This window comes from Carnobacterium jeotgali MS3 (assembly GCF_000745125.1).
Taxonomy (GTDB): Bacteria; Bacillota; Bacilli; order Lactobacillales; family Carnobacteriaceae; genus Carnobacterium_B; species Carnobacterium_B jeotgali.
In genome coordinates this window covers 420,637-445,871 of sequence record NZ_JQNF01000010.1, presented here as the reverse complement: position 1 = coordinate 445,871, position 25,235 = coordinate 420,637, and the positions used below count along the sequence as shown (strand labels likewise).

General features: G+C 35.3%; 25 protein-coding genes. 17 read left to right on the top strand and 8 right to left on the bottom strand.

The window, feature by feature from the left end; genetic code table 11:
- Positions 1 to 36: 36 nt before the first annotated feature.
- Genes BP18_RS09640 through BP18_RS09625 form a run of 4 tightly spaced genes read right to left on the bottom strand, consistent with a single transcriptional unit; the run spans position 37 to position 3,138 of the window.
- Entirely contained in the window at positions 37 to 480 is a 444-nt protein-coding gene (locus tag BP18_RS09640; protein WP_007721975.1) for a lipocalin-like domain-containing protein, read from the bottom strand.
- Between the two features lie 43 nt (positions 481 to 523).
- Positions 524 to 1,129, bottom strand: coding sequence for an alpha/beta hydrolase (locus BP18_RS09635; RefSeq protein ID WP_007721974.1), 606 nt, complete (start codon positions 1,127 to 1,129; stop codon positions 524 to 526).
- A 43-nt stretch (positions 1,130 to 1,172) separates the two neighbouring features.
- Positions 1,173 to 2,165, bottom strand: coding sequence for a ring-cleaving dioxygenase (locus tag BP18_RS09630; RefSeq protein ID WP_029276705.1), 993 nt, complete (start codon positions 2,163 to 2,165; stop codon positions 1,173 to 1,175).
- 37 nt (positions 2,166 to 2,202) lie between these two features.
- Positions 2,203 to 3,138: a ring-cleaving dioxygenase gene (locus tag BP18_RS09625; RefSeq protein ID WP_029276703.1), complete on the bottom strand. Its 936-nt coding sequence runs from the start codon at positions 3,136 to 3,138 to the stop codon at positions 2,203 to 2,205.
- A gap of 352 nt (positions 3,139 to 3,490) precedes the next feature.
- Between BP18_RS09625 and BP18_RS09620 the strand changes: the two genes are divergently transcribed.
- A complete protein-coding gene (locus tag BP18_RS09620) occupies positions 3,491 to 4,138 on the top strand; it encodes an NADPH-dependent FMN reductase (protein WP_081835454.1) in 648 nt (215 codons plus the stop codon).
- Positions 4,139 to 4,528: 390 nt separating this feature from the next.
- Here the strand turns inward: BP18_RS09620 and BP18_RS09615 are convergent, their stop codons facing one another.
- Positions 4,529 to 5,407 (bottom strand): coiled-coil domain-containing protein, encoded by an 879-nt coding sequence (locus tag BP18_RS09615; RefSeq protein ID WP_029276699.1) that lies wholly within the window; start codon positions 5,405 to 5,407, stop codon positions 4,529 to 4,531.
- Between the two features lie 232 nt (positions 5,408 to 5,639).
- Between BP18_RS09615 and BP18_RS09610 the strand changes: the two genes are divergently transcribed.
- The gene (locus BP18_RS09610; RefSeq protein ID WP_029276697.1) at positions 5,640 to 6,524 is read left to right on the top strand and encodes an SDR family oxidoreductase; all 885 of its coding nucleotides are present in this window, start codon (positions 5,640 to 5,642) and stop codon (positions 6,522 to 6,524) included.
- Positions 6,525 to 6,612: 88 nt separating this feature from the next.
- On the opposite strand, the gene BP18_RS09605 is transcribed toward BP18_RS09610, so the two are convergent.
- A complete protein-coding gene (locus BP18_RS09605; RefSeq protein WP_029276695.1) occupies positions 6,613 to 7,458 on the bottom strand; it encodes a hypothetical protein in 846 nt (281 codons plus the stop codon).
- Between the two features lie 170 nt (positions 7,459 to 7,628).
- On the opposite strand from BP18_RS09605, the gene BP18_RS12620 reads away from it, so the two are divergent.
- Positions 7,629 to 7,799, top strand: a complete 171-nt coding sequence (locus tag BP18_RS12620; protein WP_156097226.1) for a hypothetical protein — start codon at positions 7,629 to 7,631, stop codon at positions 7,797 to 7,799.
- 435 nt (positions 7,800 to 8,234) lie between these two features.
- On the opposite strand, the gene BP18_RS09600 is transcribed toward BP18_RS12620, so the two are convergent.
- A complete protein-coding gene (locus BP18_RS09600) occupies positions 8,235 to 8,786 on the bottom strand; it encodes a GNAT family N-acetyltransferase (protein WP_029276693.1) in 552 nt (183 codons plus the stop codon).
- Positions 8,787 to 9,261: 475 nt separating this feature from the next.
- Positions 9,262 to 9,633, bottom strand: a complete 372-nt coding sequence (locus BP18_RS09595) for an iron chaperone (RefSeq protein WP_029276691.1) — start codon at positions 9,631 to 9,633, stop codon at positions 9,262 to 9,264.
- Between the two features lie 252 nt (positions 9,634 to 9,885).
- On the opposite strand from BP18_RS09595, the gene BP18_RS09590 reads away from it, so the two are divergent.
- From BP18_RS09590 to BP18_RS09525, 14 genes are all read left to right on the top strand, one after another.
- Positions 9,886 to 10,362: a DUF2975 domain-containing protein gene (locus BP18_RS09590; RefSeq protein WP_029276689.1), complete on the top strand. Its 477-nt coding sequence runs from the start codon at positions 9,886 to 9,888 to the stop codon at positions 10,360 to 10,362.
- A gap of 15 nt (positions 10,363 to 10,377) precedes the next feature.
- Positions 10,378 to 10,593: a helix-turn-helix domain-containing protein gene (locus BP18_RS09585; RefSeq protein WP_023179262.1), complete on the top strand. Its 216-nt coding sequence runs from the start codon at positions 10,378 to 10,380 to the stop codon at positions 10,591 to 10,593.
- A 122-nt stretch (positions 10,594 to 10,715) separates the two neighbouring features.
- Positions 10,716 to 12,464 (top strand): sensor histidine kinase, encoded by a 1,749-nt coding sequence (locus tag BP18_RS09580; RefSeq protein ID WP_029276686.1) that lies wholly within the window; start codon positions 10,716 to 10,718, stop codon positions 12,462 to 12,464.
- 2 nt (positions 12,465 to 12,466) lie between these two features.
- On the top strand, positions 12,467 to 13,195 hold the full coding sequence (locus tag BP18_RS09575; protein ID WP_007721936.1) for a LytTR family transcriptional regulator DNA-binding domain-containing protein: 729 nt from the start codon (positions 12,467 to 12,469) through the stop codon (positions 13,193 to 13,195).
- A gap of 168 nt (positions 13,196 to 13,363) precedes the next feature.
- On the top strand, positions 13,364 to 14,842 hold the full coding sequence (locus BP18_RS09570; RefSeq protein ID WP_007721935.1) for a carbon starvation CstA family protein: 1,479 nt from the start codon (positions 13,364 to 13,366) through the stop codon (positions 14,840 to 14,842).
- A 508-nt stretch (positions 14,843 to 15,350) separates the two neighbouring features.
- Positions 15,351 to 16,397, top strand: coding sequence for a PTS transporter subunit IIC (locus BP18_RS09565; RefSeq protein ID WP_007721933.1), 1,047 nt, complete (start codon positions 15,351 to 15,353; stop codon positions 16,395 to 16,397).
- Between the two features lie 39 nt (positions 16,398 to 16,436).
- Positions 16,437 to 17,363, top strand: coding sequence for a 2-dehydropantoate 2-reductase (locus tag BP18_RS09560; protein WP_007721931.1), 927 nt, complete (start codon positions 16,437 to 16,439; stop codon positions 17,361 to 17,363).
- Positions 17,364 to 17,521: 158 nt separating this feature from the next.
- Positions 17,522 to 18,388, top strand: coding sequence for a YtnP family quorum-quenching lactonase (locus tag BP18_RS09555; RefSeq protein ID WP_007721929.1), 867 nt, complete (start codon positions 17,522 to 17,524; stop codon positions 18,386 to 18,388).
- A 243-nt stretch (positions 18,389 to 18,631) separates the two neighbouring features.
- On the top strand, positions 18,632 to 19,852 hold the full coding sequence (fadE, locus tag BP18_RS09550) for an acyl-CoA dehydrogenase FadE (RefSeq protein ID WP_007721927.1): 1,221 nt from the start codon (positions 18,632 to 18,634) through the stop codon (positions 19,850 to 19,852).
- 171 nt (positions 19,853 to 20,023) lie between these two features.
- Entirely contained in the window at positions 20,024 to 20,914 is an 891-nt protein-coding gene (locus BP18_RS09545) for a LysR family transcriptional regulator (RefSeq protein WP_007721925.1), read from the top strand.
- Positions 20,915 to 21,180: 266 nt separating this feature from the next.
- A complete protein-coding gene (locus BP18_RS09540) occupies positions 21,181 to 22,359 on the top strand; it encodes an acetyl-CoA C-acetyltransferase (RefSeq protein WP_007721923.1) in 1,179 nt (392 codons plus the stop codon).
- A gap of 54 nt (positions 22,360 to 22,413) precedes the next feature.
- Positions 22,414 to 23,535, top strand: a complete 1,122-nt coding sequence (locus BP18_RS09535; RefSeq protein ID WP_007721921.1) for an acyl-CoA dehydrogenase family protein — start codon at positions 22,414 to 22,416, stop codon at positions 23,533 to 23,535.
- 43 nt (positions 23,536 to 23,578) lie between these two features.
- Positions 23,579 to 24,433, top strand: coding sequence for a 3-hydroxybutyryl-CoA dehydrogenase (locus BP18_RS09530; RefSeq protein WP_007721920.1), 855 nt, complete (start codon positions 23,579 to 23,581; stop codon positions 24,431 to 24,433).
- A gap of 15 nt (positions 24,434 to 24,448) precedes the next feature.
- Positions 24,449 to 25,234, top strand: a complete 786-nt coding sequence (locus BP18_RS09525) for an enoyl-CoA hydratase-related protein (RefSeq protein WP_007721919.1) — start codon at positions 24,449 to 24,451, stop codon at positions 25,232 to 25,234.
- The last annotated feature ends 1 nt before the right edge of the window (position 25,235 follow it).

Here is a 25,235-nt window from a genome sequence, read left to right as displayed (position 1 = left end):
TCTTTTAAACAATCAAAGGTGTATCCTTTTTAGCTGCTATAAACTATTTTTGCTATGGTCTGGGGCACGCTCCCAAACGATATAGGATGAAGTGGCGTTTGATGTAATAGTAATTTTGGTGCCATCCATAACAATCTTGCGGTCTTGCATTTTACCAAGTCGATTAGGAATCATACTCACTTCCATATGATGATAAAGTGTTTGATTCTCTTCATCAACTTCATATTGCCCCGAGTAAGCATGATAGCCATGTGCAGCTTTTGCCATTTCTTGAAGGGTTCCGTTGTGCAATCCTTCAAGCGTATACTCAGGTCGTTCTTGTGCCATCAATTGAGCGGACATATAGCCATCTTGTGTGTACATAAGAAATCCAGTAGCGTCTTTTCCTAAAGGGTAATAACGCTTTCCATCTGTATTTATGCGGGTATATTCAAGCAGTTTCCATGTTCCAATGACTTGTTCACGAAATGTCTTTTCCATCAAATACCTCCTTTTATGGATTATCTAATAGGATTAGCTGTGATTAGTAAGCTGTTTGATACCATTTAGCAGCAGCATCAACTTCACTATAGGTTAATTGATGTTGGTTGCTTTCCCAATGAATGTCAACTTTAGCATGGGCTTTTTCCAATAAGTCATATAACTCTTCCGATTCTTTTGAAGGGCAGATTGGATCATTTGTTCCTGCACTAATAAAGATAGGCGTATCCGTTAAATCGGGTAAAGCAATTCCTCTTCTAGGCACCATTGGATGGTGTAAAATGGCTCCAGATAAGGCGTTTTCGTAATGGAATAGCAGACTAGCTGCTATGTTTGCTCCATTTGAATATCCTAAAGCTAAGATATTTGTACGGTTAAATTCATATTGTTCAGCAGCTTCATCAAGAAATTCGTTTAATTCCTTAGTACGAAAAATTAAATCTTCTTCATCGAAGATTCCTTCAGCTAATCGGCGGAAAAAGCGGGACATGCCATTTTCTAGTATGTTTCCTCGAACGCTTAATACATTGGCACTTGGATCTATTTCTGCCGCAAGAGGGAGAAGATCACGTTCAGTGCCACCCGTTCCATGCAACAAAAGCAAAGTGGGTTTTGTTTGGTCGCTCCCTTTAATAAACAAATGCTTCATACTTTTTAGTCCTCCTTTATGGCTTTCTAACTATTCAGGATATTTAAGCTAAATACTCTTTTTCGAATACTTTAGTACTGCGTACAGTATCAATTGGACGTACCAATGATTCAATTCGGGCACGATCATTTCTAAATGCGGGTGGCAAAGCTAATGTTTCTCCTAAATGGTCAATCGATTCCTCATCATCGATAAAACCAGGTTCGTCGGTAGCTAACTCAAATAAAATACCAGGATAGATATTTGTATAGGTTGATTCAAAGTAGAAACGATCTACGTATCCTGAGTTCGGTAAACCAAAACTTTGCATGCGTTCAGTCCAAGAGTCCAGATTTTCACGATCTTTCGAACGGAAAGCTACATGATGTACGCTGCCGTAACCTTGTCTTCCACGTGGTAAAATTGTATTCGATTCAACGATGATCTGTGCGCCATTTCCGCCAAAATCGCCTACTTCAAATTGATGGTATTGTCCATCGACTGCAAGTTCTTTGAAAAAAAGAACCTTTTCAAGAACTTCTTTCATATAATCGAAGTTTGAGACTCTAAAAAAGATAGGGCCTAAACCAGTAATGGCAAATTCATCAGGAACGGGTCCTTTATGCCAAGGGTTACCAGAAGCCACTCCAGTATCCGTTTCATCTGAGATCAATTGATATTGCTGCTCATCAAAATCTTCAAATTGAAGTGTTTTAACGCCAAATAATTCTTTGATTTCACCATGGTTAACAGCATATTTAGCAAATCGTTTAACCCAATAATCTAATGCTGCATCATTTGGTACACGGAAAGAAGTTCTTGAAATCTCATCTGTTCCTTTTGTGCCTTTTGGGATATTTGGGAAATCAAAGAAAGTCATATCCGTTCCTGGACTGCCGCTTTCATCTGCAAAAAACAAGTGATACGTTTGAATGTCATCTTGGTTGATCGTTTTTTTGACTAAGCGAATACCTAAGATGTTTGTATAAAAATCGTATATTTTTTCTGCACTACTTGTTATAGCTGTAACATGGTGGATTCCTTCAAATGCTTTCATTTATTATTCCTCCAATTTGTTTTTTTTAGTGATAGGATTAATCCAATTCTTTTACTTCAATCGGAATAAGTGTGTTTGTTAGTTGATCTCGTGCACTTTCATATTGAATCGGTAATTTTAATTCTTGTCCCAAAGTTTCGTAAGATTCATCATGTGCAAATCCAGGAGTATCGGTTGCAATTTCAAATAAAATGTCGCCATATTCTCTAAAATAAATAGCGTTAAAATAGTTGCGATCTTTTATTTCGGTTACGCCATAGCCATTTTTATGGACATGAGCTTGCCACTCTACATGATCGGCTTCATCTTTTGCACGCCATGCAATATGGTGAACAGTTCCGACGCCTAAACTTCCAAGCGCTACTGTACTTTGTTTGACATCAATAATATTCCCGATATCCCCATAAGCTTGTAATCGAACGAAACCATCTTCCTCAGCAACTTTTTCTAATCCCATAGTTTCTTGTAGCGTTTCAATTGTTGAAGCAGGATCAGTTGAATACAATACAGCACCACCAAAACCTTTTATGGCTACTTCAGGGTTTACTTCTCCAAAAGACCAATTGTTTAGTTGACCTGCTGCACGTTCGACCAATTCCAGTTGCAACCCATGGTAATCTTCAAATTGTAAATAAGTTTCATCAAAACGAGTTGTTTTTTCGAATGGAATTGCAAATTTTGCTAATCTGTTTTCCCAATAAGATAAAGTTCCAACTGGAATAGCGTAAGTTGTTATACCAACTTGTCCGCCACCGATTTTACCTTGTGCAGCTCCAGCCCAAGGAAAGAAAGTGATAATGGTACCTGGTTTTCCACCATCATCGCCAAAGTATAAATGATACGTACCAGGGTCGTCAAAGTTAACGGTCTTCTTAATTAAGCGCAAACCTAAAATTCCGGCATAAAAATCGACATTTTCCTGAGGGTGCCCCACGATAGCTGTAATATGGTGAATACCTGCTGTTTTTTTCATATAAATCGCTCCTTTTGAGATAGTTGATTAATAAAACGTTTTTTAAAAGTACGAATTCATTTATTACTAATTCGAGGTAATTGTAATACGTTTGATCTGTTTTGTCAAATGGATCAGAAGATAAAAAAATAATAAACATTTTTTTACTATCCTTTTAATTTTGGCACATTTATAGAAGAAAAAGGTGATAGCGATTTGGAATTTTACTTATTTTTTGTAAAAACGTTTAATTAAGAATATTTAGTGTTGAAATAATTTGTAGTCTATGGCATACTAGTAAATGTACTTACGAAATGTAAGTGTTAATTGGTGGGGGACCTTCAATTAAATAATCTGTAATGGAGGAAACACATTGACTAACAAATCGGTCTTTACAAGAGTGAGTGAAGCTTTATTCGGAAAAAATGAACAAAAAACAGTAGAAGAAAAGGGGAACAAAATTATGAAAATCGGTATTATCTCAGGAAGCGTACGTGAAGGAAGAAACTCAGCAGCAGTAACACAATGGATTTACGATTTTGCAATAAGTAGAAATGATGAAGGTGTAGAATACGAAATGGTAGAATTAGCAGATTACGATCTACCATTATTAGGCGCTAAACTTTCTGAAGAACGCCAAGCAACAGCTGGAGCAGCAATTCAAGCCTGGTCTGAAAAAATGGCTTCATTTGACGGATACGTATTTATCACTCCAGAATACAACCATGCAGTAGGAGGAGCATTGAAAAATGCGACTGACTTCTTAAAAGTAGAAGTAGCGAACAAAGCAGCAGCATTAGTTGGATACGGTAGCCTAGGTGGCGCACGTGCTCACGAAAACATGCGTGTGATTTTAGGAGAATTAAGTGTGGCATCAGTTCACACAACAACGAACTTCTCTCTAATGGCTGATTTTGAAAATATGAGTGTTTTCAAACCAAATGATTACAATAAAGTAAATGCACAAGGCATGTTTGATGACTTGTTGTTATGGACTAAAGCTCTTAACACAATTAGATAAGCTTGAAAAAATGAATCCTATTCTATACCCGTTTCGGGAATAGAATAGGATTTTTTGCTTTAAACTAGAATTAAAGCAGTAAAGTAATTGAAGTACCATACGGAGGATAGAATACTCGTCATAAGGTGCGTAAATTCAGTATAAGAACCGTATGCGTGTGGTAAAACTGAAAATGTGGTACTGAAGGATAGATTATGGACCTTATCTTTTTGATAAAACTAACCATATGGCACGCAAACTCTTTTTGAGAAGGATAAGAATGAAAAATACTATTTATATAGTAGATAAGAACACAATAGTTTACTAGACTGATAAAATTAAAAAACGTATTTACTTGATAGAAATTAATCTAAAAGTAAACACGCTTTTTAGGTAGCTTTTTGCCGTAGCTTAAAATAAAGTTTCTGATTCTTTGATTTGTTTCTCTAGTTCTTGTCTATTTAGTTTAAGTTTACCTTGTAAGTCGGCGATTGATCTGCCGAGTGTTTCTAGCATATCAATATTGCGGCCAATTTTTGCTTTTGTATCCCAATCTGAAAAGAGATTATCAAAGAAAATATCGAAAGTTTTACCCATGCCGCTAAATTTTTCATAGCTAAGATAAGTATCTAAAGAAAGGTCTTTTAGTTCTTTAGTGTAACTTTCTAATAGTTGTTCTAAGCGACTCATTTTAGTTTCAGCTTTATTAATTTTATCGTATTTCATCATATCAAATATAAGGCTGCTGTCTGTAAACATATCCCAAGTTGAAAAAGAATCAGCTGAATCTAAATCCCTTAGTGCATCGTCAATTCCTTCCAAGACTCTTTCTCCAGCAGCTGATGCTTCATCTAATTCAAGTAATTCTTGATTTAGTTGAGCCCGTTTTATTTCTTCGTCAGTAATCTTTTCGCGAAAATGAGGGTCTTGACGGTATAAAACGTCTTTTAGTTGTTTGATTTGAGTAGTACTTTGTTCAACAGCGGCTTGAATAGCGGCTAAATCTTCTCTAGCTTCAAGCAATAAAGCTAAAGATAAATCTAATTCCATTTTAGCAGTAAGCTGTTCCTGCATTTCTTTGCCTAATTTTTTATCATAATTTCCAACCAACCGTTTTAAAAAAGTGGACAAGGATTCCGCTTGTAACTTTTCGACATCTTCACTTTCTTTATCAAAAGTTTCCTTTGCTAGTTCGTAGCGTTCATTATTTTCTTTGTAACGTATGTTGGCAGAGGCTTCTTTTTTTAATAGAGTCTTTAATTTTGCTTGTAAAGCTTCATATTCTTCCATTATTGAACCCACTCTCTATGTATAATTTCTTTGAACGAATCAGGTACTCGTTAAAACTATTATGTCTTAAAAAATGAGGAACCTCAATAGTAAAAAATGAGTTTATTCTCTTTAAGTTATCTTTTTTTAAAAATTATAGGAATTAATGCGTATTACTGGAAAACGGTTTCTATGTACCGTTATACTTCTTATGTGTTAACCAATCTATTAAATCTTTTAGGAGGAATAGTATATGGTACAAGAAACGTATTTGATTACAGGTGCAGGTACAGGATTTGGAAAAGGGATTGCTTTAGGTCTGGCGGAACAAGGAAAAAAAGTTATCGCAGGAGTCGAAACAATGTCGGAAGTATCTGCACTTTTAAAAGAAGCAGAAGAAAAGAAGATTGAGATACAAGTTGAGAAATTAGACGTGACCAATCCAGCAGATAGAGAAAGAGCATGGACATGGGATATTGACGTATTATTGAATAATGCTGGAATTTCAGAAGGTGGATCTTTGGTAGATATACCAGAAGAACGATTGCGTAATCAATTTGAAGTAAATGTATTCGGACCAATTTTATTAACTCAAAAAATAGCCAAAGCAATGGTTAAGAAACAAAGAGGAAAAATCGTGTTTATGTCTTCTGTTTCTGGTCTGATGGCAGATCCATTATCAGGACCTTATGGCGGATCAAAATTTACATTGGAAGCATTTGCCGAGTCTTTAAGCAAAGAACTTCAGGAATTTAATGTACAAGTGTCAACCATTAATCCTGGACCTTACTTGACGGGCTTCAATGACCGCGAGTTTGAAGCTTGGAGAACTTGGAGAGATAATCCAGAAGAACGCATTTTCGACTATACACAGCTAGCGTTCCCTTATGAACAATTTGATCCTGAAGAGCTCATCAAAGAGGCTATTAAAGTAATGACTGGCGAAACGAACGACTATCGGAATGTCATTCCTAAGGCAATGGAGTCAATCGTTAAAAAAAGACAAAAAGAATTGTGGAATAAAAAGATCGATGAGAATTTAAGAGAACGACATGAAATGGTTCAGAAATCAATTGATATTGAACCAGCTACAACTCCTACAAAAGGCATCGTGAATAAAATAAAAGATAAACTATAAAAAAAAGAATTGCCTCTGTGAGGCAGTTCTTTTTTTGCTCTTCCAAATTTAGACGAGTTTGTGTTTGATAAAGAGAAAGGTTTAACCTTTATGATTGTTTCATTGAAACGGTCATTTCTAATGCTTTTAATGGAACTCTAGTAGTTCTCAGTTGATAAACTATGTTGCCATCTTGCCAACGAATATCCACATTAACTTCTTCTCCACCTTGTGGATATTGTATATAAACGACACCTTGATCATCAGGAGCTGGAAGATAATGAACTTCTAAATAGTCCACTATTTTTTTTGCAATTCCAGGGTTATCCATTTGATCTTCACTAACAGAACGGATAGAAAACAGCCAGTTTCCTTCTTCCCAGCTAAAGTATTGAGTCCCAGCAGCGCCTTCTCCATAGCCGGTAATACCATAGCCCAAATCTGAACCGCCTTCCTCATAGGGGCTTATGGATTTTCCATTTGAGAAGGTATCCATTTCTTCACTTGCCAAATCGGAATTTCCATAAATTGTTCCAGTAACTTCAGCTAATTCTCCTTGGTCATCCGTATAACTAACGGTATAGTTATCTACTTCATTTGTTATTATATCGGCTGTAACTGAAGAGGATTCAGTAGTTGGAAAAGCTGTTGGCAATAAGACATGATCAGGGTTCATTTTCAATTCAGAAGATATCCCAATAGGTTGGTACGAAGGCGTTTCTTGGCTTTCTTCATTAACAGAAGAAGAGCTGGTTGCTTCTTCGCTACTTGAACTACTACTTGCTTCAGAAGCAGCTGAACTGCTTTCACTGCTAGTTGTGTCCATGCTTTGCGTTTCATCTGACTCATTGTCAGATGATGACGTGTCGCCTGTATCTCCATTAGTTGAACATCCTACCAATACTGCACCACATAGCCCCATTATTAAAAATTGGGGAATTTTCTTTTTTTTCATAAAAAGGCCTCCTTAATAGGTTATATTAAGGATAACGCTTTCTTTTTTTGAGGTAAACTAAATAGGCTTATGAGTGAAAAGGTGAGACAGATGATTTGAATAGTCATGTACTTATATAGATACCGCATGTTATAAATAAACTAATAAATATGATATTAGGGAGGAATTTTATGGTTTTTTCAGATGTTCTGTTTCAACTTTATAGTGTGTTAATTATTTTATTTTGGCCGGTAGTTTTGGTAGTCGTTGTTTATGCAGTATTGAAATTAATGAAAGAACAAAATAAGTATTTAAGTGAAATCAGTGAAGAGCTAAAAAAAATAAATAAACATCCTAATTAGACATAATTGACTAAGATGTTACATATAGAATAGAAGAAAAACACTTAATGTCAAAAGAAATTAAGTGTTTTTTCATGTTAAGTAGGATAGGTCATAGCAAAGACCGTTATAACTTGACTAATACTTTTAAAAATAATTGAATGGATCAAACATTTCAAAGATAAAGTACAAAAAAGTGTCTCTGTACGACTCTTTGAACGATGCTTTATATCTAACTGTTTGGTATGTTGCGACTATTAAAGCTATTAATGTACAGAACATGGAATAAAAAATAAAGAATATCAATATAATGAATAGTATTTCTTTTAGTTTATTCATTTGAATACTCCGCTCTTTCAAAGTTTAGTAGTTTTAAATCATTGAAAAAATTAAACAGACGCCAACAAAAATGACAACTAAATAAACTACTCATACCCTCTTGAACTACTTGGATTTTTAAAGCTTAAATTCAGATTTCAAAAGAGAATAGTTGTTCATATCGCGTAAATCACCATACATAATGATATCTTCTTTATCTGTTCCAACTAGAGAAAATCCACTTTTTAAGGCCACTGCATTACTGCCTATGTTTTCAGTATCAGCAACAATAGTTAGTTTATTTAATCCCATTTCTTCGAAAGCTATTTGACATACTTTTTTTACACATTTAGTTGTTAGTCCTTTTTTTGCTTGAGAAGAATGGATCCAATAGCCTATTTCTGCTTTTTTATTGCGAGAATCAATAAAATGTAAATCAATAGAACCAACTAATTTATCTTCATATGAAATTAAAAATAGTCTATCTGTTCCTTTTACTTGACCTGATAATTTCATGTTTATGTACTTGATCTCATCAGTTGGTTCCTTAGTTACGTCCACAAAGTCAAGGAATTGTCTGATGTGTTCTCTATCGCTATCCACCAGATCAAAAAGCGTAGATGCCATGTCTACAGTAGGTTGTACAAGTGATAATTTTGAATCTATTGGCAAATGAAAATAATGTTTCATAGAAATTCTCCTTTACTAAATAAAATTGCTGTAAAAAAATCAAAAATAGTTAAAAGCAGTGTGATGCTGTTTAGTATACATCAGTTGTTCTTTTTTTTGTAATTAACATAAGAAAACCAGCATCCTAATAAAACAAAAAATAGTAAGAATAGATTATCTATTGCAGGTGAAAATCTAAAGTTAGTACTTAGAATAACTGCCAGAAAAACTAGTAATAGCGTAACTATAAGTTGTTTTCTAGTTCTCATATTCCTTCTCCTTCTCCTTAGCATTACTTTAGAATAATTTTTTTGAATGTGTCAAACGTTGTATAGACTGAAAAAATCAGTACCAGTATTATCGTGATCCATTCTTTAATATCAGATATAGATAGGGTTAAATTGTGTGAAAAAACAATAAAATATAACAGAAAACCACTATCTAAAAGAACAGTACCAATTACTTGTAATCGATTATTTTTCTCATTGAAAACTCCTTATTTTCGCCAAAAAGTTGAACAATCTGCTTTATCTAAAATATTAAATTCGATTATTTTTTCAAGTAATGAGAAATCTATCGGGCTGTTCCACTGGATACGGAAAATTTCCTTAGTGGGATTATAGCCAGCTTGTACAATTTCATTAGAAAATTGACGGATTCCTACTTTTTCAGGCGCAACAGACATATGATTTTTGGATACGCTAAAGCCAATAATAAATGTATCGTGATCGGTAAACATGGGCTGATTCCATGCAACTCTTGGTTTCAATTTTGGAAAGGTCTTTGCTACCCAAGTTAGTACTTCTTCTGTTCGTTCCCGCTGTTGTATATTATCAATGTTTGCTAAATAGTCTGAAAAGATGTCCATGTAATCCCTCCTGAAATTAAGGTAGTCGCTCTGAGAAAGTGATCGATCCTATTAGTAAATAAACTTTTTGAGTAATTCTTGTTTCAACTATATATTTTACAACCTTGTTAGTCAAATAACTTTATGGAACAAATTATTAATGTGCCTTATTTTTTGATAACAATATAAGTTTATCCTAAAATGATATATATTTATTGATATTCGATAAAAAACAAGTTAATATTTATATATACTAAGTGAGGAGGTTATTTTATGAAACGAGGAACAACATTGTTTTTGAAGTTAGCCGTTCTTTTTATTGGTCTTCCGATTATTGCATTGTGTATATTCGGATTGATTGGGTTAATAAGTAATCCGGCAAATCCAGATTATGACCAAGTACTCTATCCCATCATAATTGGTATTTATATATCTACTATCCCTTTTTTCATTGCTCTGTATCAGGCATTTAAATTGTTAAGCTATATTGACAAGAACCAAGCGTTCTCTGATCTATCTGTTAAAGCGCTAAAAAAGATTAAATTTTGTGCATTGATAATCAGTGGTTTATATGTGGTAATTCTACCATTTGTTTTTGGTTTAGCACAAATAGATGATGCCCCAGGGCTTGTCTTAGTCGGAATGGTTCCAATTTTTGCATCATTGGTTATCGCAGTCTTTGCTGCTGTTCTTCAAAGACTTTTGCAAGATGCTATTGAGATAAAAAAGGAAAATGATTTAATAGTCTAATCTGAGGTGAATAATATGGCAATTATAATCAATATTGATGTAATGTTGGCTAAACGAAAAATGAGCGTAACCGAACTTTCCCAAAAGGTTGGAATTACAATGGCTAATCTTTCGATATTGAAAAATGGAAAGGCAAAAGCGATCCGTTTTTCAACTTTAGAGGCGATTTGCAAAGCATTAGACTGTCAACCTGGAGACATTTTAGAATACAAAAATAATAATACTCAATAAAATAGATAGAAAAATGAACAAACAGAGCTCTGCGTCAATTGATGGTGGAGCTCTATTTATTTGTGTGCATAACGGGTTTTTGTAAGGTAAACTAAAGACATCAAACTTTAGGAAGTGAAAAGATGTTCAACTTATTTATTTTAATGCTTGAACGTGGCGGATTGATTATTATTTTGGCATATATTTTAATGAATATTCCTTATTTTAAAAATCTTTTAGGAAATCGAAGAAGAGCAAGTACGATGGTTCAGCTGATTGTAGTATTCGGAATATTTGCTATTATTTCTAATTTTACCGGTATAGAAATTGACGGAAATCAAATTATGATCGATCAACCATTTACTGACTTAGCCACCCATTCTTCGCTGGCTAATACACGTGTATTGACGATTGGTGTTTCAGGATTGATAGGAGGACCGATCATAGGTGTGAGTGTAGGAATCATTTCGGGAGCTATCCGCTATCTTCAAGGCGGAATGGACGCTTATATTTACGTGATTTCATCTATATTAGTTGGATTATTTTCCGGGTTATATGGGTTGAAGTCTATTCGGGAAAATACTTATCCAAAAGTTGGAGAGGGACTCGTCTTTGGTGCAGCAATGGAAGCTGTCCAAATGGTGTGTATTATTTTATTAAGTACAAACTTCCAAGAAGCTGTAAATTTAGTCAAATTTATTGGGTTGCCCATGATTTTGACGAACAGTATTGGAACAGGGATTTTCTTGTCGATCATTGACTCAACATTGCGGCAGGAAGAACAGACAAGAGCCGTCCAAACCCATGATGTTTTCCAATTGACCAATGAAACGATGCCTTATTTTCGTTCGGGCATGAATGAAGAATCCTGTACGCAAGCAGCAAAAATCATTCAGAAGCTGATCAAAGTTTCAGCTGTAAGCATCACCAACAAAGATAGCATTTTAGCACATGTTGGTGCAGCCAGTGATCATCATTTTCCGTCAAAAAAAATAGTGACCAACTTATCTAAAGAAGTTTTGCGAACGGGAGAGATCAAAGAAGCACATTCTCATGGAGAAATCGGGTGTGATCACCCTGGCTGCCCATTAGAAGCTGCAATCGTTATTCCTTTAAAGTCAAAGGAAAAAACGATTGGAACGTTAAAGTTGTATTTCACTGACGCCTCAAAGTTGACCTTTGTTGAAAGACAATTAGCGGAAGGCTTGGCTACTATATTTTCCAGTCAAATTGAACTTGGCGAAATGGAATTGCAAAGTCAACTATTGCAAGATGCAGAAATCAAATCGTTGCAAGCTCAAGTAAATCCACATTTCTTCTTTAATACCATCAATACCATTTCTGCATTGATTCGAGTGGATAGTGAGAAAGCTCGCGAAATGTTGCTGCAGTTGAGTACCTTTTTCCGATCTAATCTGCAAGGTGCCAGAACGAATGTGATTCCTTTAGAAAAAGAACTGCTTCAAGTAGAAGCTTATATGAAGTTGGAACAAGCGCGCTTTCCAGATCGCTATCAGGTCGAAATGAACATAGAAAATGGGTTGAAGAATATTTTATTGCCTCCATTTGTGATTCAAATATTGGTAGAAAATGCCTTTAAACATGCATTTAAAAACCGGAAAGTGGATAATCTAGTCCAAGTAACGGTCAATAAGATGAATCAGGACATTCTCGTAAGTGTACAAGACAATGGTTATGGGATAGAAGAGGATAGGCTTGGAAAATTAGGCAAAGAAAGTGTTACTTCTGAAAAAGGAACCGGATCAGCTTTAGAAAATTTAAATAAGCGCCTGATCAGTTTATTTGGGGATAAAGCTCAATTGAACTTTAAATCTTCAGAACAAGGAACCGTTGTTTTTTGCAAGATACCTTACCAAGGAATGGAGGGATAAAAATGTATACCTTAATAGTGGATGATGAACCATTAGCTAGAAATGAACTGGCGTATTTATTGGAACGTTGTGAAGGAATTACAGCTATCGTTGAAGCCGAATCTATTGAAGAAGCTTTGGAAAAAATGCTGCAGCATGAAATAGATTTGATTTTCTTAGATATTCATTTGACCAGTGAAAGCGGACTGACGTTAGCGAATAAAATCAACCAGTTAAAGAATCCGCCAATGATTATTTTTGCGACCGCTTATGATGAATATGCCATAAAAGCATTTGAATTAAATGCAACGGATTACGTTTTAAAACCGTTTGAATTGCCTCGAATTCAAGATGCTGTCCAAAAAGCGTACACTAGATATCAAAAAGAACGGGTACAATTGCAAGCGGAGGACAAACAAGAATACTTAAAGACGATCCCTATTCAAATGGACGAGCGTATCTACATTGTTAAAATCGAAGACATTATTGCTATCGCTGTGGAAAACGGCATTACAACTATCTATACTGATGAGAAAGAATACACTGCGACTGAACCTTTAAACGCCTATGAAGAAAAAGTGAAAGGGCATGCTTTTTTGCGAGTACACCGCTCTTATTTGCTTAACATGAAAGAGATCCTAGAAATACAGCCGTGGTTTAACCATACGTTTCTCGTTACGATGAGCAATCAAGTGAAAATCCCGGTAAGTAGACATTATATGAAACAATTTAAAGAAGAAGTAGGATTGTAATGGCTCATTGATTAAATGAATTTGAGAACTGCTGGCGGGCACTTTAGCTAGCAGTTTTGCTATGTCAGCTTGATTTGGATCCTAAACCTCATTTTTTATAGTACAGTAGGGCTATAAAAAAATTGGCAACGCCAATTTTTTGCTTAATACTATAAGGAGGTAGGAAAAATGATTACGTTGTTGGGTGGTATCGCGTTATTAATTTTAGGTTATTTTATTTATGGAAAGTATATTGAAAAGAATTTTGGTATTGATCCGGATCGTACAACGCCTGCAGAAGCATTGAGAGACGGCTACGATTTTGTCCCAATGTCTAAATCTAAAAATGCTATTATTCAATTATTAAATATTGCAGGAACAGGCCCTATTTTCGGACCAATAATGGGAGCGCTTTACGGACCAGTTGCTTACATTTGGATTATCGTAGGTTGTATTCTAGGAGGAGCAGTGCACGATTATATGCTAGGTATGATTTCTTTACGAAATGATGGTGCCCACTTGCCAGAATTAGCTAGCAAATACTTAGGGAAACCGGTAAAACATGTGGTGAATATTTTTTCTATGCTGCTTCTGATGTTAGTTGGTACAGTTTTCGTTACTTCACCAGCTAATTTGATTGAAAGTATTACACCTGACTGGTTAACATTAGGTGTAATCATTGGATTAATCTTTATGTATTATCTCATTTCAACCATTTTGCCAATCGATAAAGCAATGGGGGCTGTTTATCCTTATTTTGGAGCTATTTTAATTATCAGCACGCTAGCTATTGGATTGAGCTTGATTTTTGGTGGACACAGCATACCAAACTTAACACCAGGGACGATGCAAAACTTCAATCCAGAAGGGACACCTATTTTTCCTGCGCTATTCTTTACCATTTCTTGTGGAGCTTTATCTGGTTTTCATGCTACACAAGCGCCAATGGTTTCTAGAACGTCTAAAAATGAAAAAGAAGGACGCTTTACTTTTTATGGCATGATGATTGCTGAAGGTGTGATTGCAATGATTTGGGCTGCGGCATCTATGTCTTTATTTAATGGACAAACACTCAGTCAAATGATCAATAATGGGACGCCATCACTTGTAGTGAACCAAGTATCTTACATGTTGTTGGGTAGTGTCTTTGGGACAGTTGCGATTATTGGTGTAATTGTATTGCCAATCTCTTCAGGTCTTTCTGCTTTTAGAAGTTTACGTACGATAGCTGCAGATTACTTGCATATTAAACAAGATACACTGAAAAAAGTATTGATGGTAACCATTCCTCTATACATTATTTCTTTAATCTTAACGCAAGTTGATTTTAATATTTTATGGAGATATTTCAACTGGGCAAATCAAGTTACGGCAGTAATTTCTCTATTAGTCTCTACACGTTATTTATATTTAAAAAATAAAAACTATTTCGTGACTCTTCTTCCCGGAATATTCATGCTATATGCTTGTGTGGTCTATATATTTAGTGAACCAATTGGCTTAGGTATGGGATTGAGTAGGCTAACGTATATTTTAAGTTTAATTTTAACAATTGGTATTATGATTCTTTATTGGGAAACCGGTAAAAAGCAAAAAAGAAGTTTAGATCCATCAGACGAATTGTTAAATGATCAATTGCCAATTGGTACATTTTCATCAAATAATTAGTAAAATGTTTTAAACAAGAAAGAGCAAATTCTTCAATTTTTAAATTTTGCTCTTTCTTTCTTTCTTTTTGTGTGATGAGGTGACTAATATTTGAGAGTACTTTTAAAATTTGATAAAATGTTTTTTTATGCAAGAAAATGTTCAGATAGATTTTTTTATTAGTGATTAGGTAATTAAATGGTTTGTTTTGTTATTCGTTGAGCAATTAGATGGGTATTAAGTTGGAAAATTAAATTTGTATTTGAAATCAATTGGTATTTTAAGCATAGTCATCTTTCAAACGAGTCTTTATATACGTTGTTTGTAATAGGAAAGATGATTGTTTAGATAAGTATACCAATCAATTACGCGAAAAAAACAGATGAGTAAAAAATTAGAATATGATATTTATATTGAAACGAAAGATAGATTGTGATAAATTTAACTAGTAGTAAATATTAGTGAATAGTTTAACAAATATAAAAAAGGGTTAATTATTCATTTAATAAAACAAGAGAGGTTGAGTTTAATGGGAGATACAGTAAAATATACGAGTAAAGATTATTTAAACAAGGTTTTAGGAGGAACGGCATCGGGTATTGTTATCGGATTGATTGCTAATGCGATACTAGGGTCGATATTTAAAGCTCTTATTCCTTATGGATCTATATTTGCACTGCTATCAAGTGTGGTTATGGTTATGCAATTTATTACACCCGCTATTATTGGTGTGCTTGTAGCTTTACAGTTTAAAATGAACGGAATGGAAAGTGTCGTTATTGGAGCAGCAACATTCTTAGGATCTGGTGCTTATAAAGTTACCGAAACGGGTGTTCAATTAGTTGGCATCGGAGATTTAATAAATGTTATGCTTGTTTCTGCTATTGCCGTTTTTGTTACCCGTTTATTGCAAGGCAAATTAGGCTCATTGACATTGATCTTGATGCCAATTATTGTTGGTGCTGGGGTAGGAACAATTGGTTTGATTATGTTACCATATGTTGGAATGATTACTTCTACAATAGGGAATTTAATCAATAGCTTCACGACTCTTCAACCATTAGTGATGGCTATTTTGATTTCGGTGGCTTTCTCAGTATTAATTATTTCACCGATCTCAACAGTAGCGATTGGAATTGCTATTGGCGTATCTGGTTTAGGAGCTGGTGCTGCAGCAGTAGGAGTGACAGCATGTACAGCTATTCTTGTTATCGGCTCTATCCGAATTAATCAAACAGGAACCACTTTGGCCATCTTACTTGGTGCTATGAAGATGATGATTCCTAACTTAATTAAGTACCCAAAAATCATGATTCCTGTTGTGCTGAATGCCATTGTTTCAGGTATAGGGGTTTATGTTCTTACGATTCATGGAACTCCGCAAACAGCTGGTTTTGGAATCGTGGGACTAGTTGGACCTATTCAAGCTTTCAATATGGGAACTGGGTTGTTAAATGTTTTATTAGCCTATTTTGTAATTCCTTTCGTTGGAGGATATATTATTGACTTGGTATGTAGCAAGTTCTTACATGTTTATGAGGATGAAATCTTTAAATTTATCCCTGCATCAAACTAATACAAAAGATACGTTAAATTAAATTGGAGGAATTTTATAATGAAAATAGCAATTGCAGGTTCAGGAGCTTTAGGATGTGGATTTGGTTACATGATGCAAAAAGGTGGAAATGATGTTACATTATTAGATTTTTGGGACGAACATATCAATACCATTAAAGAAAATGGATTGTCAGTTACAGTAAATGGCAAAGAAGATACTATCAATATTTCAATTGGCAAACCGGAAGAGATCAAGGATACATTTGATACTATTTTTATCTTTACTAAATCAATGGGTTTGAGACATATGTTGGAAGAAATCAAACACACGTTAACAGAAGACACAAAAGTGGTGTGCTTATTAAATGGATTAGGACATGCGAATACCATCTCTGAATATATTCCTAAAAAGAATATCATCATGGGAACAACAGTGTGGACAGGTGGTCTAGACGCACCTGGGAAAACGCATTTTATGGGAGAAGGTCCTGTTGAAGTTCAAAATAGTGATGAGAACGAAGAAGAAGGTACACGTCAAGTTGTTCAAATGATGGCAGATTGTGGACTAAACGGAGTGTATAGTTCAAATGTCCATTTTACAACTTGGAGAAAAGCATGTGTTAATGGAACAATGAATGCCCTTTGTTCTTTATTGGACTGCAATATCAAAGAATTGTTTGATGTGGCTCAAATTGACGAATTAAATCAAGGAATTGTTAGTGAATTTTCTCGTGTAGCAGAAACGGAAGGTGTAACATTAGATGTTGAAGAAACGATTAATTACTTGAAAGGAATTGCCGAAAAAGTTGGTGGACATTATCCATCAATGCATCAAGATTTAAAGAATAAACGCCCAACTGAAATCGACTTTTTGAATGGCATGGTAGCAAAAGAATCTGAACGTAGAGGTTTTGAAGCACCATATAGCAAACAAATCACGCAGTTAATCCATGCAAAAGAAGATATCCTAGGAATTAAACGTTAAAAACGACTTTAAAAAAAGGTTCAAAGTAAAAAACTTTGAATCTTTTTTTGTTGATCAAATTATTAAATGTTTTTCTTAATTTTGAATAAATACGAAAGATTGCGTATAATCAATTGGGAATGAATGGAAACGCTTTTTTTAATAGAAGGAGGAAGAAGATGGATAGTTTAGTATTTCATGACATGAAGTTAACTTGGATGGATGGTGGAATCACTTCTATGGATGGAGGAGCAATGTTTGGGGTAGTGCCTAAACCATTATGGTCACGTAAATATCCGGTCAATGAAAAAAATCAAATCGAGTTACCAACGGATTCGATTCTGATCCAATATCAAAATAAGAATTATTTGATTGATGCTGGAGTAGGGCAAGGGAAATTATCAGATAAGCAACGACGCAATTATGGAGTTGTGGAAGAGACAAAGATAAAGGAAAGTCTAGCAGAACTTGGATTGACCGTGAATGACATTGATGTATTATTAATGACACATTTACATTTTGACCATGCCGGCGGATTAACACATTGGGAAAATGAGAAGCTCGTTTCTACTTTTCCAAGTGCAGCTATTTACGTTAACGAGATTGAATGGGATGAAATGAGAAATCCAAATATTCGTTCCAAAAGCACGTATTGGAAAGAAAATTGGGAGCCAGTTCAGGATCAAATCATTACGTATCAGGAATCGCTTGAAGTAGTGCCTGGAATTGATATGATCCACACTGGAGGACACAGTGTAGGGCATGCATTAATCAAACTAACACAAAATGGTGAAACGTTAGTGCATATGGCCGACATCATGCCAACACATGCACATCAAAATCCTTTATGGGTCTTGGCTTACGATGATTATCCAATGACGTCTATATTCAGTAAAGAAAAATGGATGAAAGAAGCTTATAAAAACCAGTATAAATTCATTTTTTACCACGATGCGTATTATCGTATGATTGAATGGGATGAGACTGGAAAAAATGTAGTAGATTCATTGAAGCGAAGTAAACAAGCATATATTACCTTTAACTAAAACAAACAACACTATTTAAAAGCTGATTTTAAGAATCTGTTTTTAGATAGTGTTTTTATTTTTGTCATTTATTTTGAAAAAAGCAATAAACTATAGGTTTGTAGAATGACGTTAAGTTCTTCTTATACCTTCTATAATTTATGGTAAGTAGACTAAAATTTATAAATGGCTTAAATTAAGCATTGTAAGCGGTTGATAAAACAAAACCTATTAAAAATTAAAAATAATTAAGGGGCGATTAAAATGATGAACACAAAGACAATGGAAAGACCAGTTGATTTAGCTACTTTTTATCCATCAGATCTTTATGAGTATTCAAGTGCATTAACAGATGGAGAATTAACAGTTTTAAAAGAGTTGCGTGAGGCTCTTGAAATAAATTTACGTCCTGTACTAAGTGAGTATTGGGAAAAAGCCGAATTTCCTTTTGAAGCTTTTGAGAAAATCGGAAAAGTAAGAATGATGGATAATCCATTGTTATTTGAAGGTCGTGAAAATACACGTAAACCAAGCGAATTATACAACGTTTTTAGATATTTTGAGTTAGCTAAACTAGATGCTTCTATCGCAACCTTCTACACGGTTCATGGCGGATTATTCTACGCAACGTTGTTACAAGGCGGAAATGAAGAACAAATCGAACGTTGGGCTGATAAAACAGCTTCGTATGAAATTCAAGGGTGTTTTGCTTTGACCGAACCCGAACACGGTTCAGATATTGCTGGCGGACTAGCAACTACTGCACGTAAAGAAGGCGATACTTGGATCATCAATGGAGAAAAACGTTGGATCGGTGGAGCTGGATCAGCAGATGAAATGGCTGTATTTGCTCGTGATGAAGCGGATGGAAAAGTTAAAGCCTTTATGGTTCCTGGTAAAGCTGAAGGGGTACATGTTCAAAAAATCGAAGGAAAAATTTCACTTCGTATGACACAAAATGGGCATATCACGTTTACGGATGTGAAAGTTGGAGAAGATCGCAGATTGCAAAACGTGAATTCATTTAAAGATGTAGCAGGTATTCTACGGATTACGCGTGCAGATATCTCTCATTTGGCGACAGGATTAACAGCAGGTGCGTTTGAAGCTGCTTTACGTTACGTCAAACAACGCGAACAATTTGGTAAGAATTTAGGTTCATTCCAATTGGTTCAAGAAAAACTGTCTATCATGCAAGCAAACGTAACGGCTAATTTAAGTTTCTCTGTACGTTTAGCTCAAATGCAGGAAGAAGGCAATTACCGCGAAGTGAATTCTTCAATGGCAAAAATGCATAATGCTTTACGCATGCGTGAGACTGTTGCATTAGCTCGCGAAGTAGTCGGTGGAAATGGAATTACACTGGAAACGGATGTTGCTCGATTCTTTGCAGATGCAGAAGCTATCTACTCTTACGAAGGAACACATGAAATCAATGCTTTAATTGTTGGAAGATATTTGACAGGTGTAGGCGCTTTTGTTTAAATGTTATTAAAAACTCAGAAAACGGGATCAATGATCCTTGTTTTCTGAGTTTTTTTGTCTCCTTTTGCACAAACATCTTTAACCATGGTATTCTATATATAGATATAATTATTTCTTATGACATAAACTGGTCTCAAAAGGAATAATCAAAAAAAAGGGGAATAACTGGAATTGGATATTACACAATTGAATTATTTTATCAACATTGTTGAATGCGGTTGCAATTTATCGTTAGCTGCAAAAAAAATTCATATCTCGCAGTCAGCTTTAAGCCAAATGATTACTAATTTTGAAAAAGATGAAGAATTAAGTCTCTTTTATCGTAAAAATGGAAGATTAGAAGAAATGACACCAAGTGGTATTAAGTTATACCGATATGCTTTAGATATTTTGAAAATGCATGATGAAATGAAAAATATGATTCGTAAAGAATCATCCAAACAAAAAGGAACGATTCGTTTAGGTGTACCTTCTTTGATTTTACGTGTTTTCTTTTCCAACTTCTTCTCTAAATTCATCGTGGAAAACCCGGAAATTAAAATAGAGATTGTAGAAGATGGCTGTAATGAGTTGAGAAGGATGTTCTTGCAAAAAGATTTAGATTATGTCGTATTGATCGAACCAACGAATCTTGATCCGAAAGCCTATGAAGAGCATGTGATTCAAATTGATGAATTAACAGCTTTTATGTCAACAACTCATGATTTAAGCAGGAAGAATAAAATCAATTGGACAGAAATTGATGATTACCCAATTGCTACATTTAATGAATCATTTGTGACCAACGATTTAGTTAAACGAACATTTAAGGAACAAAATTCTAATGCAGAAATTATTTTTACTTCTTCTTCGTGGGATTTTTTAATTGAAACAACTCGTTACTCAGATACAATTGCTATTTTACCTTCACCTATTGGACGCTATTTAAACAGTGAGGATTATGTGGAAAAAACATTTAAGAACCCGATTCCTTTTAATGTTCTATTGTGCCGTCCGATAAAAACTAATTATTCAGTTGTTGAAACAAATTTACATGAATCTGTTTTAAGTTATTTTTACTGATTCATGAAGTAAGCAGTACAAATTAGCTTGAAATTGTGCAAGAAATTTCTTTACTCAAATACGAAAGGCCCGATGTTTTTATCCGGTTCTTTCGTATTTTTGTTTTTTTTGAATACCCTTTCACAAAGGTATTAATAAAACTTATTGAATCTGTAATATATACTTGTTAGACGTTTAGAATCAATCCATTTATGATAACGATGTAAACGCTTCACGTAAACTTGAAGACGTAATAAAAATAGGGAAATTATTTGGAGGTAATTTAAATGACAGAAGCAGTAATCGTGTCAGCATTAAGAACGCCAGTTGGATCATTTGGAGGAGCTTTTAAAGATGTATCAGCCGTTGATTTAGGAGCTGCTGTTGTAAAAAAAGCAATTGACAGTATTGGATTAGATCCAGCAACAATTGATGAAATGATATTTGGAAACGTTTTAAGTGCAGGTTTAGGTCAAAATGTTGCTAGACAAGTAGCAATAAAAGCTGGAATCCCAAAACACGTTCCATCTTTTGCTATCAATAAAGTATGTGGTTCGGGATTGAAAACGGTCGCTTTAGCAGCGCAATCAATTCTTTCAGGAGACAATGAAATTGTTATTGCTGGTGGAACCGAAAGTATGAGTCAAGCACCATACGTATTGCCTGATGCACGATGGGGTAAACGAATGGGTAATGGTCAAATGATCGATACAATGTTGAAGGATGGTTTAACGGATGCCTTTACCGATATTCATATGGGCATAACAGCTGAAAATATTGTTGAAAAATATCAATTTACTCGTGAGCAACAAGACGAATTAGCGGTTCGCAGTCAAAATAATGCTGAGAAGGCTGTAACCTCTGGCCGATTCAAAGAAGAAATCGTTCCAATCGAAGTACCTCAACGCAGAGGAGGACCTAAAGTAATCGATACAGATGAACACCCACGTTTTGGTACAACAAATGAAGCAATGGCGAAATTAAAACCCGCTTTCAAAAAAGATGGTTCAGTAACAGCAGGAAATGCTTCAGGATTGAACGATGGTGCAGCAGTCTTGATCGTTATGAGCCGTGAAAAAGCAGATGAGTTAGGATTGAAACCTCTAGCTACAATCAAGTCATATGCAAGTGCAGGTGTAGATCCAAAAATTATGGGATGTGGTCCAATTCCAGCAACTCAAAAAGCATTGAAAAAAGCCGGTTTAACAGTAGAAGATTTAGACTTGATCGAAGCAAATGAAGCTTTTGCGGCACAAGCATTAAGTGTCATAACAGATTTAAAATTCAACACGGATATCGTTAACGTCAATGGTGGTGCGATTGCTTTAGGACACCCAGTTGGAGCTAGTGGTGCTCGTATCTTGGTCACTTTACTTCACGAAATGGAAAAACGCGATTCAAAACGTGGATTAGCAACGTTATGTATTGGCGGAGGACAAGGAATGTCACTAATCGTTGAACGTTAAGAAATAAAAAATGTATGGCTAGCTAGTAGAAAATTCAAAGAGGAGTATCCAAACATGATGAATGAAACAATGAACCATTTGATCAGTCGAGTAGCTGATTTTTCTAAAACAGTCATACGACCAAATGCTTCTGAATATGATAAAACAGAAGCATTTCCTGAAGAACAACTAAATCAATTAAGTGATATGGGCGTTTTACGGATGCCATTTGATCGGTTGCATGGGGGACTTGGGGGATCATTTAAAGATTTGTTGGAAGTCATTCGGATCGTATCAAGAGATTGTGCTTCAACAGCTAGTATTTTACTGACTCAAACATCTATGAGCCTTTGGCCAATCTATCAATATGGCACTGAACGACAAAAACAGAAGCATCTGCCTGCTATGCTAAGTGGAGAAACCTTTGGTGCATTTGGACTAAATGAGTTAGGGATGGGCAATAATCTTGAAAACATGGAAACTCTTGCAGTTGAAAAAGAAAATTATTGGGAACTAAGTGGGGCTAAAGCATTTGTTTCAAATGCGGGAAAAGCAAACGTTTATTTAATAGGAAGTAAGACCATAGCTAAAGATGGAACAAGCGGATACGGTATCTTTATTATAACAGCTGAAATGCGTGGGCTTACTATAGGAAATAGAGAAGAAAAGATGGGTATACGTGCTCTTCCTGTGGCTTCACTTGAGTTTGACCAGATATGCGTTTCAAAAGAAAATTTATTGGGTGGTAGCTGTAATGGAGCAGAGCAATGCCAATCTATCAGTGATCATATGCGATTGTCAATTGCCGCTCAAGCGATAGGAATCGCTGAAGGATCTTTTGAACGAGCTTTAAACTATGTTAGTCAAGATCGTAAATTTGGGCAACGACTGATTGATCTGCGCAACACACAATTTAAACTCGCTGAAATGTATACAGAATTACAAGCTGCGGCTGCACTGTTGGATCAAGTAGCGAAAAACGATCAACTTGATTCAATAATGGTCGCTATGGTTAAGTTGAAAGCTGCAAATACTAGTATCGAAATGACTGAAATGGCCATTCAAGTAACTGGCGGTTACGGATACATGCGGAACAACGATATCGAACGCTACGTTAGAGATGCTAAGTTAACAGCCATTTATGGTGGTACGTTAGAAACGCAAAAAGATGCAATTGCAAAAAAATGGATTAACTGATCACAAAGAAAAGTACTAGTTACTTATTTAGAGGAGTGAGATGATGGAAATCAAAAAAGTTATGGTAATCGGATCAGGACAAATGGGCAGTGGTATTGCGCAAGTTATGGCACAAGCTGGATATGATGTTATCTTGAACGATATAAAAGAAGAATTTGTGCAACGAGGATTCACTAAGATCGAAAAAGGGTTAACTCGTGAAGTTGAAAAAGGTCGTAAAACAGAAGCCGAAAAACAACGTATTTTAGTTCATTTTACACTTTCAACAGATATTCAAGATGCAAAAGAAGCGCAATTAGTCATTGAAGCAGCGACAGAAAATAAAAAAATCAAATTGTCTATTTTTAAAGAACTAGATGAAATTACAGATAAAGAAACGATTTTAGCCAGCAATACGTCCTCTCTTTCGATTACAGAAATTGCTGCAGCGACAAATCGACCTGAAAAAGTTATTGGATTGCACTTCTTTAATCCGGTTCCTGTTATGAAATTAGTAGAGATCAATCGAGGTTTGGCAACAGATGATGAAACAGCAGCCACTATTAAAGCGTTGAGCGAAAAAATCGGGAAAATTACGATTGATATTAAAGATTCGCCAGGGTTTGCCGTTAATCGTATTTTGATACCAATGATCAATGAAGCCATTTTTACGGTGCATGAAGGCATAGCAACACTTGAAGAAGTCGACGAAGCAATGAAGCTAGGTGCAAATCACCCAATGGGTCCAATTGCTTTAGCAGATTATATTGGACTGGATGTTTGTTTAGCTATTATGGAAGTTTTATATATAGGATTTAATGATTCCAAATATCGTCCTTGTCCGTTGTTGAAAAAATATGTAGAAGCTGGCTGGCTAGGTAGAAAAACCGGTAAAGGGTTTTATGAATATGCTTCATAAGGAGAGGACAACGAAATGACAGAATATAATACACTTACTTTAGAAAAAGCAGAAGGAATCGCTACTTTAACCATTAATCGACCTAAAATGTTAAACGCATTAAGTCAAGAAGTCTTAGAAGAAGTGTCGGTTGCGCTTGATGAGGTGGAGAAAGATGGTGCGATTCGTGTGCTAATCGTGACCGGTTCAGGTACTAAAGCGTTTGTAGCAGGTGCAGATATCAAAGAAATGAAAGAAAAAAATGCAGTTGAAGGAACAATTTTTTCTTCCTTAGGCAATGCGGTTTTTTCAAAATTGGAACAATTACGTCAGCCGACTATAGCTGCCGTTAATGGATTTGCTTTAGGCGGTGGGTGTGAACTTGCTTTAGCTTGTGACATTCGAATCGGCGCTGAAAATGCAAAATTTGGACAACCTGAAGTAGGGTTGGGAATCATTCCTGGATTTGGCGGAACCCAACGCTTGCCACGCCTGGTTGGAACTGGGAAAGCTAAAGAATTGATTTACACAGGAGCAAACGTCGCAGCCGCAGAAGCTTATCGAATTGGTTTACTGAATAAAGTAGTAGCCGTTGAAGACTTGCTAGAAGAAACAAAAGCGATGGCTGAAAAAATAATCAAAAATTCGCCATTAGGTGTAGAAGGCAGTAAAAAATCAATCAATCAAGGCATGCAAATGAGTATACAGCAAGGATTAGCATTGGAATCTGAAGTTTTTGGAGCTTTATTTGCTACTGAAGATCAAAAAGAGGGTATGACTGCTTTTGTTGAAAAGCGTAATGCACAATTTGAAAATAAATAAA

Coding starts and splice junctions, on each gene's coding strand:
- BP18_RS09640 (WP_007721975.1), bottom strand. CDS start 480: ATGGAAAAGACATTTCGTGAACAAGTCATTGGAACATGGAAACTGCTT.
- BP18_RS09635 (WP_007721974.1), bottom strand. CDS start 1,129: ATGAAGCATTTGTTTATTAAAGGGAGCGACCAAACAAAACCCACTTTG.
- BP18_RS09630 (WP_029276705.1), bottom strand. CDS start 2,165: ATGAAAGCATTTGAAGGAATCCACCATGTTACAGCTATAACAAGTAGT.
- BP18_RS09625 (WP_029276703.1), bottom strand. CDS start 3,138: ATGAAAAAAACAGCAGGTATTCACCATATTACAGCTATCGTGGGGCAC.
- BP18_RS09615 (WP_029276699.1), bottom strand. CDS start 5,407: ATGGAAGAATATGAAGCTTTACAAGCAAAATTAAAGACTCTATTAAAA.
- BP18_RS09610 (WP_029276697.1), top strand. CDS start 5,640: ATGGTACAAGAAACGTATTTGATTACAGGTGCAGGTACAGGATTTGGA.
- BP18_RS09605 (WP_029276695.1), bottom strand. CDS start 7,458: ATGAAAAAAAAGAAAATTCCCCAATTTTTAATAATGGGGCTATGTGGT.
- BP18_RS12620 (WP_156097226.1), top strand. CDS start 7,629: ATGGTTTTTTCAGATGTTCTGTTTCAACTTTATAGTGTGTTAATTATT.
- BP18_RS09600 (WP_029276693.1), bottom strand. CDS start 8,786: ATGAAACATTATTTTCATTTGCCAATAGATTCAAAATTATCACTTGTA.
- BP18_RS09595 (WP_029276691.1), bottom strand. CDS start 9,633: ATGGACATCTTTTCAGACTATTTAGCAAACATTGATAATATACAACAG.
- BP18_RS09590 (WP_029276689.1), top strand. CDS start 9,886: ATGAAACGAGGAACAACATTGTTTTTGAAGTTAGCCGTTCTTTTTATT.
- BP18_RS09585 (WP_023179262.1), top strand. CDS start 10,378: ATGGCAATTATAATCAATATTGATGTAATGTTGGCTAAACGAAAAATG.
- BP18_RS09580 (WP_029276686.1), top strand. CDS start 10,716: ATGTTCAACTTATTTATTTTAATGCTTGAACGTGGCGGATTGATTATT.
- BP18_RS09575 (WP_007721936.1), top strand. CDS start 12,467: ATGTATACCTTAATAGTGGATGATGAACCATTAGCTAGAAATGAACTG.
- BP18_RS09570 (WP_007721935.1), top strand. CDS start 13,364: ATGATTACGTTGTTGGGTGGTATCGCGTTATTAATTTTAGGTTATTTT.
- BP18_RS09565 (WP_007721933.1), top strand. CDS start 15,351: ATGGGAGATACAGTAAAATATACGAGTAAAGATTATTTAAACAAGGTT.
- BP18_RS09560 (WP_007721931.1), top strand. CDS start 16,437: ATGAAAATAGCAATTGCAGGTTCAGGAGCTTTAGGATGTGGATTTGGT.
- BP18_RS09555 (WP_007721929.1), top strand. CDS start 17,522: ATGGATAGTTTAGTATTTCATGACATGAAGTTAACTTGGATGGATGGT.
- fadE (WP_007721927.1), top strand. CDS start 18,632: ATGATGAACACAAAGACAATGGAAAGACCAGTTGATTTAGCTACTTTT.
- BP18_RS09540 (WP_007721923.1), top strand. CDS start 21,181: ATGACAGAAGCAGTAATCGTGTCAGCATTAAGAACGCCAGTTGGATCA.
- BP18_RS09535 (WP_007721921.1), top strand. CDS start 22,414: ATGATGAATGAAACAATGAACCATTTGATCAGTCGAGTAGCTGATTTT.
- BP18_RS09530 (WP_007721920.1), top strand. CDS start 23,579: ATGGAAATCAAAAAAGTTATGGTAATCGGATCAGGACAAATGGGCAGT.
- BP18_RS09525 (WP_007721919.1), top strand. CDS start 24,449: ATGACAGAATATAATACACTTACTTTAGAAAAAGCAGAAGGAATCGCT.